The sequence below is a fragment of the Flavobacterium ammoniigenes genome (assembly GCF_020886055.1).
In the GTDB taxonomy this organism is placed as follows: domain Bacteria; phylum Bacteroidota; class Bacteroidia; order Flavobacteriales; family Flavobacteriaceae; genus Flavobacterium; species Flavobacterium ammoniigenes.
Genome location: NZ_AP025184.1, coordinates 1,479,016 through 1,495,898, shown reverse-complemented (window position 1 = coordinate 1,495,898; position 16,883 = coordinate 1,479,016). Strand labels below are relative to the sequence as shown.

At 35.0% G+C, this 16,883-nt stretch carries 11 protein-coding genes; 6 read left to right on the top strand and 5 right to left on the bottom strand.

All coding sequences use genetic code 11. The annotated features are described in order from the left end of the window. Positions 1–45: 45 nt before the first annotated feature. From LPC21_RS06875 to corA, 3 genes are all read right to left on the bottom strand, one after another. Entirely contained in the window at positions 46–1,422 is a 1,377-nt protein-coding gene (locus LPC21_RS06875; RefSeq protein ID WP_229316425.1) for a M20/M25/M40 family metallo-hydrolase, read from the bottom strand. Between the two features lie 100 nt (positions 1,423–1,522). Then, positions 1,523–3,622 (bottom strand): glycoside hydrolase family 97 protein, encoded by a 2,100-nt coding sequence (locus tag LPC21_RS06870; protein ID WP_229316424.1) that lies wholly within the window; start codon positions 3,620–3,622, stop codon positions 1,523–1,525. Between the two features lie 53 nt (positions 3,623–3,675). Next, entirely contained in the window at positions 3,676–4,746 is a 1,071-nt protein-coding gene (corA, locus tag LPC21_RS06865) for a magnesium/cobalt transporter CorA (protein WP_229316423.1), read from the bottom strand. Between the two features lie 272 nt (positions 4,747–5,018). Here corA and LPC21_RS06860 point away from each other — a divergent pair, with 272 nt between their 5' ends. Next, on the top strand, positions 5,019–7,580 hold the full coding sequence (locus LPC21_RS06860; RefSeq protein WP_229316422.1) for a zinc-dependent metalloprotease: 2,562 nt from the start codon (positions 5,019–5,021) through the stop codon (positions 7,578–7,580). A gap of 91 nt (positions 7,581–7,671) precedes the next feature. On the opposite strand, the gene dnaK is transcribed toward LPC21_RS06860, so the two are convergent. Further along, positions 7,672–9,558 carry a molecular chaperone DnaK gene (dnaK, locus tag LPC21_RS06855; protein WP_229316421.1) on the bottom strand — a complete coding sequence of 629 codons (1,887 nt, stop codon included), beginning with the start codon at positions 9,556–9,558 and terminating at the stop codon, positions 7,672–7,674. A gap of 380 nt (positions 9,559–9,938) precedes the next feature. On the opposite strand from dnaK, the gene LPC21_RS06850 reads away from it, so the two are divergent. Both LPC21_RS06850 and LPC21_RS06845 read left to right on the top strand, forming a co-directional pair. Then, complete coding sequence (locus tag LPC21_RS06850) at positions 9,939–10,715, top strand: NIPSNAP family protein (protein WP_229316420.1); 777 nt, start codon at positions 9,939–9,941, stop codon at positions 10,713–10,715. Positions 10,716–10,829: 114 nt separating this feature from the next. Next, complete coding sequence (locus LPC21_RS06845) at positions 10,830–11,732, top strand: hypothetical protein (protein ID WP_229316419.1); 903 nt, start codon at positions 10,830–10,832, stop codon at positions 11,730–11,732. A 58-nt stretch (positions 11,733–11,790) separates the two neighbouring features. Here LPC21_RS06845 and rocD read toward each other — a convergent pair whose 3' ends face one another. After that, the gene (gene rocD / locus LPC21_RS06840; RefSeq protein WP_229316418.1) at positions 11,791–13,074 is read right to left on the bottom strand and encodes an ornithine--oxo-acid transaminase; all 1,284 of its coding nucleotides are present in this window, start codon (positions 13,072–13,074) and stop codon (positions 11,791–11,793) included. Between the two features lie 235 nt (positions 13,075–13,309). Here rocD and LPC21_RS06835 point away from each other — a divergent pair, with 235 nt between their 5' ends. Genes LPC21_RS06835 through LPC21_RS06825 form a run of 3 tightly spaced genes read left to right on the top strand, consistent with a single transcriptional unit; the run spans position 13,310 to position 16,841 of the window. Then, positions 13,310–13,762 (top strand): Lrp/AsnC family transcriptional regulator, encoded by a 453-nt coding sequence (locus tag LPC21_RS06835; RefSeq protein WP_229316417.1) that lies wholly within the window; start codon positions 13,310–13,312, stop codon positions 13,760–13,762. A gap of 11 nt (positions 13,763–13,773) precedes the next feature. Then, complete coding sequence (locus LPC21_RS06830; protein WP_229316416.1) at positions 13,774–14,646, top strand: cyanophycinase; 873 nt, start codon at positions 13,774–13,776, stop codon at positions 14,644–14,646. Then, positions 14,646–16,841, top strand: coding sequence for a penicillin acylase family protein (locus tag LPC21_RS06825; protein ID WP_229316415.1), 2,196 nt, complete (start codon positions 14,646–14,648; stop codon positions 16,839–16,841). The genes LPC21_RS06830 and LPC21_RS06825 overlap by 1 nt, the downstream gene beginning before the upstream one ends. Positions 16,842–16,883 lie beyond the last annotated feature (42 nt).

Here is a 16,883-nt window from a genome sequence, read left to right as displayed (position 1 = left end):
ACTAACCTATAGAATAAAAAAGGCTTCTTTCGAAGCCTTTTTTTTTTACTTTATAATTCCATTTTGATCCATTAAATACAGTAAAGAAGTCATTGTTGCTGCACCTAATTCCAATTCTCTTTTATTGATTGCATCAAATGTATCGTTCAAAGCATGATGGTAATCAAAGTAGCGTTGTGAATCTGGTTTCAATCCTGCTTTCACAATTTTACCTGAACTTAGCGGATTAATATCGGCACCCGCACCGCCTTTTACAAAACTATGAATCAAATACGGTTCAAATAGGTTTTTCCATGAAAGTACTTTTTGAAAATTAGCATCGTCAGCTTCAATAGAAAAACCTCTTGGGCTAAACCCACCCGAATCACTTTCTAAAGCGAAGATGTGGTTCTCATGATTGGTTTGTGCTAACTCAGCGTATTTTTTCCCCCCTCTTCCTCCATTTTCTTCATTCATAAACAACACCACTCGAATAGTATTTTTAGGTTTGTACCCAATCTGTTTGAAAATTCGAACCGTTTCCATACTCTGCACTACTCCTGCTCCATCATCATGGGAGCCATCAGCTAAATCCCAGGAATCCAAATGCCCACCAACAACCATAATATTCTCTGGATGTTCACTTCCTTTAATTTCTCCAATTACATTATACGAAAGTACGTCTGGCATTTGTACACAAGATTGTTTGAAGTAGAATTTTAAAGCTGGATTGGCTTTTAATTTTTGGCTTAACAATTCGGCGCCATTGGTACTAATTGCTGCAGTCGGAATGTATTCCGCCGGAGATAAATCACCATAACTTTGCGCACCCGTATGTGGGAAATCGTCCAACCGCAAATTCATCGAACGAACAATTGTTCCTACGGCCCCAAATTTTGCTGCTTCTTTAGCGCCAGCATAGCGTTGATCCACACAACCACCGTAGGATTTGAAGGTTTCAATAAAAGTGGGGTCCATTGGACGGTTATAAAAAACAATTTTTCCTTTGATTTTATCTCCCCATTTTTTTAAGTCTTCAATACCTTGAACTTCGATAACTTCGGCAGTTAAACCATTTTTAGAAGTGGCTACCGAACCTCCTAATGCGGCTATTGGTACTGTTATTTTTGTTTTATTATCCAAAATATAGGCGATCTCTTTTTCACCGCGAACCCATTTGGGCACCATCACTTCTTGGAGATATACCTTATCTAATCCTAAAGTTTCTAATTGAGTTTTGGTATACTGCACCGCTTTCTCAGCATTGTCAGAACCAGATAATCTAGATCCAATTTTATTAGATAAATGTTCTAACCAACCATAACATTTGGCATTGGTTAAACCTGATTTATAAATATCTTTGATAACTTGTTCGTCATTAGATTGTGCTAGCATGGCTAATCCATTAAAGAAAAGTACTCCTGCTACTAGTGATTTTTTCATAAGTGGTAAATTTATTGAAAGGGCAATTTCGGAATTCTTTTTAAATAAATGAGAATTAATGGTATAAAAAAACCTGCTTATAAAAAGCAGGTTTGAATACTTAATTGATGGGTTCAAAACTAATTGCCGTTCCACCCCCTGGGGCTAAATTCAATTTGATTTTTGAAGAATTAGTTACTATCACAGTTCGAATTGAATACGCTTTTGGATTCATTTTCCAATCGGCATCTTTAGCATCTTCATAAATAATAGCTTTATATTTTTTTCCTTTGGATAAAAAGTCCAATTTAATTTCAGTATTTCTAGGGTTCTCATCAGTTATTGCACCTAAAAACCAAGATTGTTTTCCTTTTGCTTTTCTGGCAATTGTCAAATAATCCCCTGGTTCAGCTTGTAAATACCTACTCTCATCCCAATCGATCGCAACATCTTTAATAAACTGAAATGCATCTGAATATTTTTCATAATTCTCTGGCAAGTCGGCCGCCATTTGAATAGGAGAATACATCGTTACATATAAGGCCAACTGTTTTGCCAAAGTAGTCTGCACTTGCTCTTTTTTCTTCTTATCATAATGACTCATTTTAATTTCGAAAATCCCAGGCGTATAATCCATTGGACCACCCAATTGACGAGTAAACGGTAAAATCGTTTCGTGCATCGGCGGATTTCCAATACTCCAAGCATTGAATTCGTTTCCACGTGCTGCCTCAGCGGCTACATAATTAGGATAGGTTCTTCCTAGGCCTGTTGGATGGGATGATTCGTGAGAATTAACCATTAATTTATAATCTGCTGCTCGTTTTACCACATGCGCAAAATGATTTACCATCGTTTGTCCATCGTGCATTTCACCACGCGGAATAATTTTTCCCACATAACCCGTTTTAACAGCTGGATAATTGTATTTCACCATATTTTCAAAAGCACGATCCAAACGTCTTTCATAATTTGCCACCGAACCTGAGGTTTCGTGGTGCATAATCATCTTTACATTCTTAGCTTTGGCGTAAGCCGAAATTGCGGCAATGTCAAAATCAGGATAGGGTGTTACAAAGTCAAAAACTTCTTCTTTCCAATTGCCTGACCAATCTTCCCATCCTTCATTCCATCCTTCCACCAATACGCCATCAAAACCATGTTTAGCAGCAAAATCAATATAGCGTTTCGTATTGGCAGTTGTTGCTCCATGGCGCCCTGATGAGGCTAGTTTTGTTCCAAAATCAGTAGTAGCATTTTGAGAACCTGCATAATCCCATGTCGAATTACCTACATGCATTTCCCACCAAATACCTACATATTTCATTGGTTTGATCCAAGAAGTATCTTCCAATTTAGAAGGTTCGTTCAAGTTTAAAATCATTTTAGAAGCCACGATATCTCTAGCATCATCACTAATCATAATGGTTCTCCATGGCGATACACAAGGCGTTTGTAAATAGGCTTTGTCACCAATTGCATTGGGAACTAGTTCAGATTTTAATTTGTAACTAGATACATCCGCTTTCAAATGCATCACTGGATAGTTCACAACTGCAGCTTCAAAAATATTGACATACAAGCCCGATGGGGACTTCATCATTAAGGGGGTTTGAACCGTATATTTTCCTGGAATGGATTTTACTCCGATTCCGTTATTCATGTTGATTTTTGAATTGTCTATATCCGAAAATTTAGTTTCGTTGTATTCGTATTCATTACTGTCAAAATCACCCGGTAACCAAAATACTTTATTGTTTTCTGTCAAATTGAATTGGGTTTCTTCATCCGAAATAACAAAATAATTCAGTTCGTTTTGTTTAGGGAAATCGTAGCGAAATGCCACTCCTTCGTCAAAAGCTCTAAAGACCAAATTCAATTTTACATTGGTGTTTTTTTGAACTAAACTAACAACCAATTCGTTGTAGTGATTGACAATGGTAGTTTGTTCCCCTAATACCGGCTTCCAAGTTTCATTGAAGGTGTTGTTTTTTGATGTTTGAATCTCAAAGTTTGCATTCAATGCAGGCTTATCTTTTAATTTAATTCCTAAATCACTCGATACAACAACTGACTTCGTTTTATAATTTACCGAATAAGTAGGTTGGCCTGAAGAGGTTAATTGAAAAGAAAGAGCGATTTTACCAGAAGGAGAACTCACGGTTTGTGCTTGAGTAAATCCAAAAGCAAATACGAACAATAAAGAAAATAACTGTTTCATTTTTATAAATTTAAGAATGCGAATATACTTGAATTATTAGTTAGATAAAGGGATTAAAACCACCTTCTTTTTTTGAAATACAACAACATGGCAATTCCTATTAGCACCATTACCCCAATAACGGTATAATAGCCATACGGATAGTGTAACTCGGGCATGAATTCGAAATTCATTCCGTATACTCCAACAATAAAAGTTAAAGGAATGAAAATAGCCGACACAATAGTCAAGGTTTTCATAATCTCATTCATCTTATGCGTTTGTGCCGAGAAAAAGAAATTAGAAGCACTATCTAATGCGCCCATATCCGATTCAATTTGTTCCAAAAGTTCCAAGCTTTTTTGATATAACCTTGCAAAAAAACTAAAATTATCATTTTCAATTAGGTTGAATACGTTATCGTCTTTAATACTTTTAATATCGTAAAGCGAATCTCGAAGTGGAATGATAGAGCGTTTTAATAAATTAAAATTGTCTCTATGTTTTTCAATACGCTCCAAGATAATGGGATTATCGCTATTCTTAGATAAATTAATCAACTCTTCTACTTTGTCCTCTTCATGTTCCAAAGTAATGTAGAAGTTTTCCATTACGGCATCTAATAAAATATACAATAAATAATCGGCTTTTTTGGTTCTCACAATCCCAGAATGAGTTCGAATTCGCTCACGAATGTGCGTAAAGAAATCACTTCGCTTTTCTTGAAACGAAATCAAAACACCTTCTTTAATTAAAAAACTAATTTGCTCCGTTTGAATCGTATCTGTATTTTCTTTGGGTAAAAGAGATTTAATATTAAAAAACAACACTTCTTGTTGCTCTTCTAATTTCGTTCGTTTGGTCGTATTTAAAATATCAGACAACATAAAACTGTCAATCGCAAAATAATCCCCTAGAGCATTGATTAACTCGGTATCATTTAGCCCATGAAGATTGAGCCAATTGGTTTTTTGAATGGTAATATTTGTATCAAAGTCGGCTACATTTATTTTTTCGAACTCTGTTAATGTCAAATCATCATAGACAAACAATTGCATTTCAGATTCACTATTTTTATGGATACCCGTATATTCTAAATGTAAGGGCTGTACTTTTCGACCTTTTTTGTATTTAATTTTTCTCATAAACAAAATCCATTAATGACATTTAACCTACTCTAATATATTAGTCAAACCCTCACAAAAATAGGTAGAATTTACCTCTGCACCTATGAGTTTCATCATATTTATACAATATTAATTGTTTTAGTAATTAATATCAGTATTCAAACAAAACCGAAAATTCATATGGTTATTTTAAAAATAAAGCAATAAATTTGAATATTCGTAGTATGTTTACGAATAATTAACACCTTATGCTACCAATAACTAAATATTAATTTAAAAAGAGGAATTCAATGGTACAACTTAAATCGAGTTTAATTGTAGTAAGTCTACTTGTCTGTTTTAGCCAAGGAGCAATCAGTCAAACAAAGAAAAAGAAAGATGCAGTTAAACCTGCAATTACAGCTTCAGAAACACCAAAACCTGAGGCTAAAAAAGGGCCTAAACCGTACAATAAAGTAATTGATACCACGGCCGTTACTCAAAAAGGGTTAATCGATATTCATAAAATGGATGCGAAATACCTTTTTGAAATTCCAGCTAATTTATTGGATACTGAAATCATGACCATTACTCGATTTTCTAAAACTCCTGCGGGTGGTGGAATTTTTGGTGGTGAAGAAGTGAACAGACAAGTGATTCAATTTGAAAAAGGATTGAACAACACCTTGTTATTACGTTCTATCAGTTACGTTATTATGTCACCAGACGGAGATAAACCATTAGCACAAGCGGTAAAAAATTCCTCTGCAAATCCAATTATAGGAAACTATGATATTTTAGCGATCAAAAAAGATAAAGATGGAAAAGAATCGGGTTATGTGATTGACATGACACCAACTTTTGATGGAGATGTACAAACGTTTTCTTTGGACCCTGTAAAAAAACAAACCTTAAGTATTCAGGCATTCCAAAAAGAAAAATCGTTTATTCAAAAAATAAGCAGTTTCCCAATCAATACTGAAATTAGAACGGTAAAAACCTATTCTACAGTTCCAGCTTTGATTTCTTTGAATCCAACACCAAGAATTGGTACTAATTTACCTGCTGGTTTAGACTCAGGTTTTTTAACAGTAGAATTAAATACTTCCATGATTGCTTTGCCAAAAAACCCAATGCGTAAAAGAACATTTGACGCACGTGTAGGCTATTTTGCCAACCAATATGGTGTTTTCGAAGAAGAATCACACAAATCGGATACCGAAGTTTTTGCGGTAAGATGGCGTTTGGAACCAAAATCAAAAGAAGATGCGGCTAAACAAAAAAGAGGTGAATTGATTGAACCAGCAAAACCGATTGTATATTATATTGACCCTGCTACGCCAGATAAATGGAAAAAATACATCAAACAAGGTATTGACGATTGGCAAGTAGCCTTTGAAAATGCCGGTTGGAAAAATGCTATTCGTGGCGAATATTGGCCAGAAAACGACCCAACAATGAGTTTGGAAGATGCTCGTTTTTCTGTATTGCGTTATTTTGCTGCTGAAATTCAAAATGCTTACGGACCTAATGTTCACGATCCTAGAACTGGAGAAATCTTAGAAAGTCATATTGGTTGGTACCACAACATCATGAGTTTGTTGCGCAACTGGTATTTAATTCAAACTGCAGCGGTTGATCCAGAAGCTAGAAAAAAACAATTTGATGATAATTTAATGGGCGAATTAATTCGTTTTGTATCCTCTCACGAAGTAGGACATACTTTAGGATTGCGTCATAATATGGGAGCAAGTTCTGCTACTCCTGTAGAAAAATTAAGAGATGCTGCCTTCCAAGAGAAAAATGGGCACACTTCCTCGATCATGGATTATGCACGTTTCAATTATGTTGCTCAACCAGAAGATGGAGTAAAACATTTGTTCCCAAAAATTGGAGATTATGACAAATGGGCTATTAAATGGGGGTACTCTTATTTTGAAGATGCCAAAACTGATAAAGAAGAGAAAGCTATCTTGAATGAAATGACTAAAGAAGCTTACAAAAATCGTCGCCTTTGGTTTGGTACTGAATCTAGTCCATATGACCCAAGATATCAAACAGAAGATATTGGTGACAATGCTATGAAAGCCTCAGCTTACGGAATCAAAAACCTGAAACGCATTCTACCTAATTTATTAAAATGGAGTGCTGAAAAAGGAGAAAGTTATGCTGAGTTAGATGAATTATACTCTGCACTTACAGGTCAATTCAGACGTTATTTAGGTCATGTAACGAAAAATGTTGGTGGTATTTATGATACTCCAAAAACTTACGATATGGGTGGTAACCAATTTGAAGTGGTGCCAAGAAGTATTCAAAAGGAAGCTGTTAGCTTCTTAAACACACAATTGTTTGCTACGCCTAAATGGTTAATGGATCAAAATGTGTTAGCAAAAATCAACCCAGACAACGGTGTGGAAGCGATTAAAGCGATGCAAGAATCAACATTAAGTAATTTATTAGCTGGTGACCGAATGGTACGTTTGTTTGAAGGTTCATCTATCAACAAAAACAACTATACTGTAGATGAATTAATGACTGATGTACGTAACGGAATTTTTGCTGAATTAAAAACGAATAAACCAATCGATATTTACAGAAGAAATCTTCAAAAAGTATTTGTGGATAAAGTAACTGGATTATTAAACCCTGGAAATGCGACCGTTCGATCAGTTCCAGTTGGTGTAACTTATGGTTTTAACACGAGAACAGTTAACTTAAACCAAACTGATTTACCATCTATCGCTAGAGGTCAATTAGTAAGTTTAAAATCTAATGTAAAAGCGGCTGCCGCCCGTGCAACTGACCGATTAAGTAAACTACATTTATTGGATTTAGTAGCACGTATTGACAAAGCTTTAGATCCGAAATAAAAAAATCCGGCTTGCAAAAGTCGGATCCTATTCCATAAAAAAACCGAGCTATTTCTAGCTCGGTTTTTTGTTTATATAAATGAAATAAAAATTATTTCACTTCTTCGAAGTCAACGTCTTCAACATTGTCACCTGATTGCGCATCCCCTTGAGGTTGTGCCTCTGCTTGACCTTGTTCTCCTTGAGCATACATCGCTTCAGTAGCTTTTTTCCAAGCTGCATTGATGTTGTCCAAAGCTGTTTGAATAGCTGGAATGTCTTGAGATTGATGTGCCATTCTCAATTCAGTTAAAGCATACTCGATGGCCACTTTGTTGTCATCAGATAATTTATCACCTAATTCTTTCAATTGACTTTCAGTTTGGAAGATCATTCCGTCTGCTTCGTTCAATTTTTCTGCTTTTTCTCTTGCTGCTTTATCAGATTCAGCATTTGCTTCAGCATCTTTTTTCATTTTTTCGATTTCTTCAGCTGTTAATCCAGAAGAAGCTTCGATACGAATATCATGAGATTTTCCAGTTCCTTTGTCAGTAGCTGATACTTTGATGATACCATTAGCATCAATATCAAAAGTTACTTCAATTTGAGGAACGCCTCTTGGTGCTGGTGGAATTCCATCTAAATGGAAACGACCAATAGTTTTATTATCAGCAGCCATAGCTCTAGCTCCTTGCAATACATGGATTTCAACCGATGGTTGAGAATCAGCAGCAGTAGAGAATACTTGTGATTTTTTAGTTGGAATCGTTGTGTTTGACTCAATTAATGTAGTCATTACACCACCCATAGTTTCGATACCTAAAGAAAGAGGTGTTACGTCAAGTAACAATACATCTTTTACATCTCCAGATAAAACTCCACCTTGAATAGCAGCTCCAATAGCAACTACCTCATCTGGGTTTACCCCTTTAGACGCTTTTTTACCGAAGAATTTTTCTACTTCGTCAGCAATTCTTGGCATACGAGTAGAACCTCCTACTAAGATTACTTCGTCAATATCAGAAGTAGATAAACCTGCATCTTTTAATGCTTTAGCAACTGGCTCCATAGAACGTTTTACCAAAGTATCAGATAATTTTTCGAATTGAGCTCTAGTTAATTTTTTAACTAAGTGTTTTGGTCCTGAAGCTGTAGCTGTAACGTATGGTAAGTTGATTTCAGTTTCAGCTGAAGATGACAACTCAATTTTAGCTTTCTCTGCTGCTTCTTTGATACGTTGTAATGACATTGGGTCTAAACGCAAGTCAATACCTTCTTCTGCTTTGAATTCATCTGCCAACCAGTCAATGATTGTTTGGTCAAAGTCATCTCCACCTAAGTGAGTATCTCCATTAGTAGACAATACTTCAAAAACACCGTCTCCTAATTCCAAGATAGAAATGTCAAAAGTACCTCCACCTAAATCGTATACTGCAATTTTTTGATCTTGTCCTTTTTTATCCAAACCGTAAGCTAAAGCTGCAGCAGTTGGTTCGTTGATAATACGCATAACTTTCAAACCAGCAATTTCACCTGCTTCTTTTGTAGCTTGACGTTGTGCATCATTAAAGTAAGCTGGAACAGTGATAACTGCTTCAGTAACTGTTTGACCTAAATAGTCTTCAGCTGTTTTCTTCATTTTTTGAAGTGTCATTGCTGACAATTCTTGAGCAGTGTATAAACGACCGTCAATATCCACACGTGGTGTGTTGTTGTCTCCTTTTACAATTGAATACGGAACTCTTTTTGCTTCTGAAGTAGTTTCAGAAAAAGATTGTCCCATAAAACGTTTGATAGAAGCAATAGTTTTGGTAGGATTTGTTACCGCTTGTCTTTTTGCAGGATCTCCTACTTTAATTTCTCCGCCTTCAACAAAAGCGATAATAGAAGGAGTTGTTCTTTTTCCTTCCGCATTAGGGATTACCACTGCCTCGTTACCTTCCATTACAGAAACACAAGAGTTGGTTGTACCTAAATCAATTCCGATGATTTTACCCATTTTGATTATATTTAATTTAATTTGATATTCATTTTAATCACTCGCTGTCGACAAGTCAATCTTTGTGCCAAGGCACTGACAGCAATTAAATTGTCAGTTTTTAAGGTTATTGACGTATAAATGGCTGACAAGATGACATTTTTAAATGTATTTATTTCATGCTTTACCTGAAAATAATAGTACAAAACTTTAAAGTAAAAGGTAAAATTATTCAAAAAATCGTTGCGCATATTTTCAACAAAACATCTTTATTTTATTCTTTCTGGAGACAATTTTGAAAAAGGCAACTTACTATTAAACCCATTGGAACAAGAATAAATCTTGCAATACATACGGTTATTCTAAAACAAACCTTACTTTAGTACAAAATAAAACTCACTATGAAAACCATAAAAACCTTACTTTATTGTTTTGCCCTAATTGCCATCTACGCTACTAGCACAGCACAAAATAAAGAATTGTACCAAATTAAAACCTACAATCTTAAATCAGAAGCGCAATTAACTGTCACAGAAAACTATTTAAAAGACGCCTATTTGCCTGCATTAAAAAAATTAGGAATTAAATCGGTTGGGGTTTTAAAACCCAAAACATTTTCAGCAGATTCCATTACTAAATTGATTGTTGTAATCCCGTTTAAAAATGCTAAAAAATTTCTACAATTGGATCAAAAGTTAGCCAAAGATCCAGTCTATCTTAAAGCTGGTACTGATTACATCAATGCCAAATACAATCAAGCACCCTATGAACGAATTGAATCGGTTCTTTTGACTGCTTTTTCCAATCATCCTATGTTAACCTTACCCAAATTAGACAGCCCGCGTTCTGGACGTGTGTATGAATTGCGTAGTTATGAATCGGCAACCGAAGCGATTTATAACACCAAAGTGGATATGTTCATTGGTGGAGAAGAAAGTAAAATATTTGATCGTTTGGAGTTCAATCCGGTCTTTTATGGCGAAGTGGTTTCAGGTGGAAAAATGCCCAACTTGATGTACTTAACCACCTTTGCCAACCAAGAAAGTAGAGATGCACATTGGAAAGCTTTTGTCGATTCGCCGGAATGGAAAGCCTTACTTAAAATGGAAAAATACAAAAACACCATTTCGCACATGGATATTCTATTTTTATATCCAACTGACTATTCGGATTATTAATTCAACAGTAAAAAAAGTTGTATATTTTTTCTAATTGGCAAGCAGAAAAATAGGTTAAATTATTTATAATCAATTATTTATAGTACTTTGGCTAGAAATTAACAACTAACCGTAATGTTTAGATCTATATTTAATTCGTATTTACATCAATTACTTACAGCTAATACACAACTTAAAGTAGAACGCTTTTTTTTGCAAATTGCGATTATTAGTTTTGTAATTCATCTAGGGTTAATTTTCTTAATCAATTTTTCTATACTTTCAATTGATGCCACTTCAGATCTATTAAAAAGCCCAATAGCGGCTATATATACTCCTTTCTCTTTCCTTATTGTGTACGAAGTGTATTTATTAATATACTATTTACCCCGATCAGTTACTAGTTATGTAAACAAGCAATATGAAATCATATTATTGATAATAATGCGACGTCTCTTTAAAGATCTTTCTAATTTAAAAATATCATCCGATTGGTTTACCATAAAATATGATTTGCAATTCACTTATGATTTACTTAGCTCTTTATTGCTTTTCTATTTGATTTATATCTTTTATTCCCAGAGCAAAAAAAAATATCATGTTGATATAACCGATGAAAAAACTGAAAAAGGAAGATTAAAATATACCGCAATTAAAAAAAATGTAGCATCTCTTTTAGTTCCAGTTGTATTTATTTTGGCTATATATTCTTTTGTAAGTTGGTTGGTCGAAATAGCAATTACATTTGAAAAATCGGCCGAAGTATTTAAAAACATCAATAATATATTCTTCGAGCAATTTTTCTCTTTACTGATAATAGTAGATGTAATTTTATTACTCGTATCGTTTTTTTACACTGACCAATTCCACAAAGTGATTCGGAATTCAGGATTCATCATTTCAACCATTTTGATTCGACTTTCATTTACTGTCGAAGGTGTAATGAATAATATATTGGTAATTACCGCTGTGGTATTTGGCCTTTTAATTATAGTAATCCACAATAAATTTGAGAGAAACATTCAGGTCATCCAATAAGCAAAACTATTGAAAATAAGAAACCCCAAAAACGAAATCGCTTTTGGGGTTTGTTATTTTATCTAAACTCATTCAAGGAACGTTCAATAATTCCGAGACATTCATGAATTTGACTTTCGGTGATTACTAAGGGTGGTGCCAATCTAATTTTATTACCGTGAGTTGGTTTGGCTAACAAACCATTGTCTCTGAATTTTAAGCAAATTTCCCAAGCCAAATCTGAATCTTCTTCACTGTCAATCACAATCGCATTTAGCAATCCTTTTCCTCTAACCAATTGAATCAAGGGATTTCGAGATTGAATTTCTTTCAATCCATGACGGAAAACTTCCCCTAAATAAGCAGCATTTTGAGCCAGATTTTCCTCTTTGATTACGTCCAAAGCTGCAATTGCAACGGCTGCTGCAATTGGATTTCCACCAAAAGTAGAACCGTGTTGTCCTGGCTGAATCACATTCATAATGGCATTATTGGCCAATACTGCCGAAACTGGAAAAACACCTCCCGAAAGTGCTTTACCTAAAATCAAAATATCCGGTTTAACTTCCGGTTTGTTTTCGCATCCTTTTTTACATTCGCAGTTGCCACAAGTCGCTAATAATCTTCCTGTGCGAGCAATTCCCGTTTGTACCTCATCAGCAATAAACAACACATTATTGGCTTCGCACAATGCTTTGGCTTGCGCCAAATAGCCCTCAGTTGGTACATATACTCCTGCCTCACCCTGAATTGGTTCTACCAAGAAACCGGCAATATTTTTCGAGGAAGCCAAGGCTTTCGCCAAAGCATCAACATCATCATAAGGTATTTTAATAAATCCATTGGTAAATGGTCCAAAATTCTTGCGTGCCGATTCGTCATTTGAAAACGAAATTATGGTAGTCGTTCTTCCGTGGAAATTGTTCTCACAAACGATGATTTGCGCTTCATTTTCAGGAATTCCTTTTACTTCATAAGCCCATTTTCTACACAATTTTAAGGCTGTTTCTACTGCCTCAGCACCCGTATTCATTGGTAATACTTTATCGAAACCAAAATACTTCGTTACATATTCTTCATAAGGACCTAGTTGGTCATTAAAAAATGCCCTAGAAGTCAATGTTAATTTTTGTGCTTGTTTCACCATTGCACCAACAATCTTTGGATGACAATGGCCTTGGTTGACTGCTGAATAGGCCGATAAAAAATCAAAGTATTGTTTTCCATCTACATCCCAAACATAGACACCTTCTCCTTTTTCCAAAACCACTGGAAGCGGATGGTAATTATGTGCTCCGTATTGATTTTCTTTGGCAATCAATGCTTCTGATGTAGCAGATAATGTAGTAGTATCGTGACTCATAAGTAGTTTATTTATTTTGAAAAATTACAAAACAAATTTAGTCAATTCAATATATAATTAACACTTAAAAATACTTTTTGACTTAATTAATTTTAATAAAAGTCAATTATTTAATTAATTAAACTTTAAAAAGTTAATTTATTTAAATTTATTATAAAAACATAAATTCAAAATGAAAAATAACTTACTTTTATTGGCCACAAAAAAGTAAATTTAACTTTTAATATGCCTATCAATGGAAAAATTAGATGAATTCGATATCCAAATCATCAAAGAATTGGAAAAAGATGGTCGCATTGCCTACTCCACCATTGCCACTAATTTGAAGATATCCAATACAATGGTGCACCAACGGATTAACAAATTAACCGAACAAGGAATTTTAGCAGGTATTCGCCCCATAATCAACGAAAAAAAAGTGGGCTACGACTGGGGGGCTTTTACTGGTATTACTTTAAACAAAGACCACGATTCAGATCGAGTTATCGAAGCACTTAAAAAGATTCCGGAAATTACCGAATGTTATTACATTACTGGTTCTTACACTTTGTATATCAAAATGATTGCTAAAAATCACGAACACATGCGTAAAATTCTCTACGAACAAATTGATTCCATCCCCGGAATTGCGAAAACCGATTCAATCATAGAATTAGGATGTGCTTTCAAAAGAAATATTTCACTTTAATCCTCACCAAAATGAAACCTACATATCAAAATCAAATAGAAAAAACAATTCAAATTGTATTTAGTTTAATTCTTATTTTTTGTTTTTCATTGACGAATGCCCAAAAACCAAAAGGAAAATTATTCATCATTGGCGGTGGAAACCGCTCTGACCAATTAATGCAGCATGTAGTTGATCTTGCTCAATTTAAAAAAACAGACTATGTCGTAGTACTGCCAATGTCGAGCGAAGAGCCCGATAGCGCTTATATTTATTTTAAAGATCAGTTCCAAAAATTAGTGCCAAATAAAATAGTTATGTTAAATTTTGACAAAAACACCGTTCAAAATCCAAAGCTCAACGACTCCTTACAAAAAGCAAAACTTATTTTTATAAGTGGCGGTGACCAAACACGTTTTATGAATGTGGTGATCAATACACCTGTTTATTCATCCATACATAAAGCATTTCAAAACGGAAGCATTATTGCCGGAACTAGTGCTGGAGCGGCTGTAATGTCTGAAAATATGATTACAGGTAATCAGAAATTGGAAAAAGAATATTCAGGGACATTTGAATCTATCCGTTACGATAACTTAGAAACCACTCCAGGTTTAGGATTGGTTACCAATGCTATAATTGACCAGCATTTTTTGGTAAGAAGCCGTTTCAACCGCTTGATTTCTGCCATGGTAGAGTTTCCGAATTTGACTGGAATTGGAATTGATGAGAGCACCGCCATTATTGTAGATGGAAATAATGTCAAAGTAGTCGGAGAAAGTGAAGTGGTTGTCATGAAAAAACCAATCGGAATTCAAAAATACCCGTCAAAGAAATTGATTTCTTTAGAAAGCATGCAAATGAGAATGTATGTAGCAGGACAACAATTTAGTATCCAAAACTAATGAGAAGTATAAATAATACCATTGTATTGGTTCTTCTAATAGGAACTAACTTTTTAGGATTGGCACAAGTCAGTCGCACCGAAAGTATTCGATTAACACAACTAGCCAAACGAGTAACTATAATTAGAGATCAATGGGGAATTGCTCATGTCTATGGTAAAACAGATGCGGATGCTGTTTTCGGAATGCTATATGCCCAATGTGAAGACGATTTCCAACGCGTTGAAATGAATTATATTGAAAAATTAGGACGCCTTTCTGAAATTAAAGGTTCGGCTACTTTATATAATGATTTAGAAACACGCTTATTAATTGATGCCACTGAAGCAAAATCTGATTATCAAAAAGCGGCACCTTGGCTAAAAAAATTACTCAACAGCTATGCCGATGGAATCAATTATTATTTGTACAAAAACCCAAAAGTTAAACCCCTACTTTTAACCCATTTTGAACCTTGGTTTCCTTTACTGTGGACAGATGGAAGTATTGGCGCCATTAGTACTGCCGATCTAACCACAACAGAATTAAAAGATTTCTATGGCAATTCAGACGATAAAATAGCTTTTGTAGCCAAAGAAAAAGACATGCAAACCGGTTCGAATGGTTTTGCTATTGCACCTAATAAAACGGCTTCGGGAAATGCGATTTTGTATATCAATCCGCATACTACTTTTTATTTCAGACCCGAGATTCAAATTAGTAGCGAAGAAGGTTTACAAGCTTACGGCGCAGTAACTTGGGGGCAATTCTTTGTTTACCAAGGATTTAACGAAAATTGTGGCTGGATGCACACCTCTAGCAATGTCGATGTTGCCGACACCTATATCGAAAAAATTGTTCGTCAGAAAGACGGTTTATTTTACGAATATGAAAACAAACTTCTTCCTGTCAAAGAGAAAGAAATAACTATAAAATATCTAGAGAACGGAAAGTTGGTTCCTAAAATTTTCACTACTTATTTTACGCATCACGGTCCCGTTATGGCGCAAAGAGAATGTAAATGGATTAGTTTAAAATCCAATAACCGTTCGATGAATAGTTTGATTCAAAGTTGGGAACGTACCAAATCGAAAAATTTTGCTGAGTATCAAAGAGCCATGGATTGGAAAGCAAATACTTCTAACAATACAGTTTATGCTGACAATAAAGGAAATATAGCTTATTGGCATGGCAATTTTGTTCCCATAAGAGATCCACAACTCAATTGGGCACAACCAGTAGACGGCAGTATTGCTGCAACTGAATGGAAAGGCTTGCATCCTGTAGAAGAAACAGTGCATCTCTTTAATCCAAAAAATGGCTGGTTGCAAAACTGTAACTCTACTCCCTTTTCAGTATCTGGAAACGAGAGCCCAAAAGAAGAAAATTACCCACCATATATGGCACCTGATGGAGAAACCTTTAGAGGAATTAATGCGGTTAGAACTTTACAAAAAGGAGGTCAATATACTTTAGACAAAATCATTGCTGACGGATACAACAACCAACTTCCTTTCTTTGAAGAGCTAATTCCTGCCACGGTCAAACAATTTGAAAAAAGCAGACAAAATGGAGAAACGAAATACAGTAGCCTTTCAGAAGCTATACAAGTTTTAGCTGCATGGGATTTTACAAGTTCTGAAAATTCGATTGCTTTAACTTTGGCAAATGAATGGGGGTTCAAAATAGACCCGCTTTTACGAAAAACCTATATCGATCAAGGCGAATTAGATCAGGTAGAAAACAGTCGTAATTTCATACAGCATCTTACAGCAGAACAAGTCCTTCCACAATTACAAGAAGTGATTACTGAATTAACGACCCAATTTGGAACCTGGAAAATGCCATGGGGCGAAATCAATCGCTTTCAAAGACTCTCTGGCGAAATAGATAATCGTTTTGATGATGCTGCTCCAAGTCTACCAATTAGCTATACATCGGTATTGTGGGGTGCTTTGCCTGCTTTTAAAAGTGCATATCAAAAAGACACTAAAAAACGCTACGGTTACAGTGGTAACAGTTTTGTTTGCGCAGTGGAGTTTGGTGATAAGGTAAAAGCAAAATCACTCCTTGCTGGAGGAAATAGTGGTAATCCAAAATCAAAACATTTTAATGACCAAGCTGAAATGTATCAAAAAGCACAATTCAAAGAGGTACTTTTTTATAAAGAAGATGTTGAAAAAAATACGGAACGAAAATACCATCCAGGAGAATAGCAATCATTTCAAATATTAATTCGATATTTGTTGAAAACATAA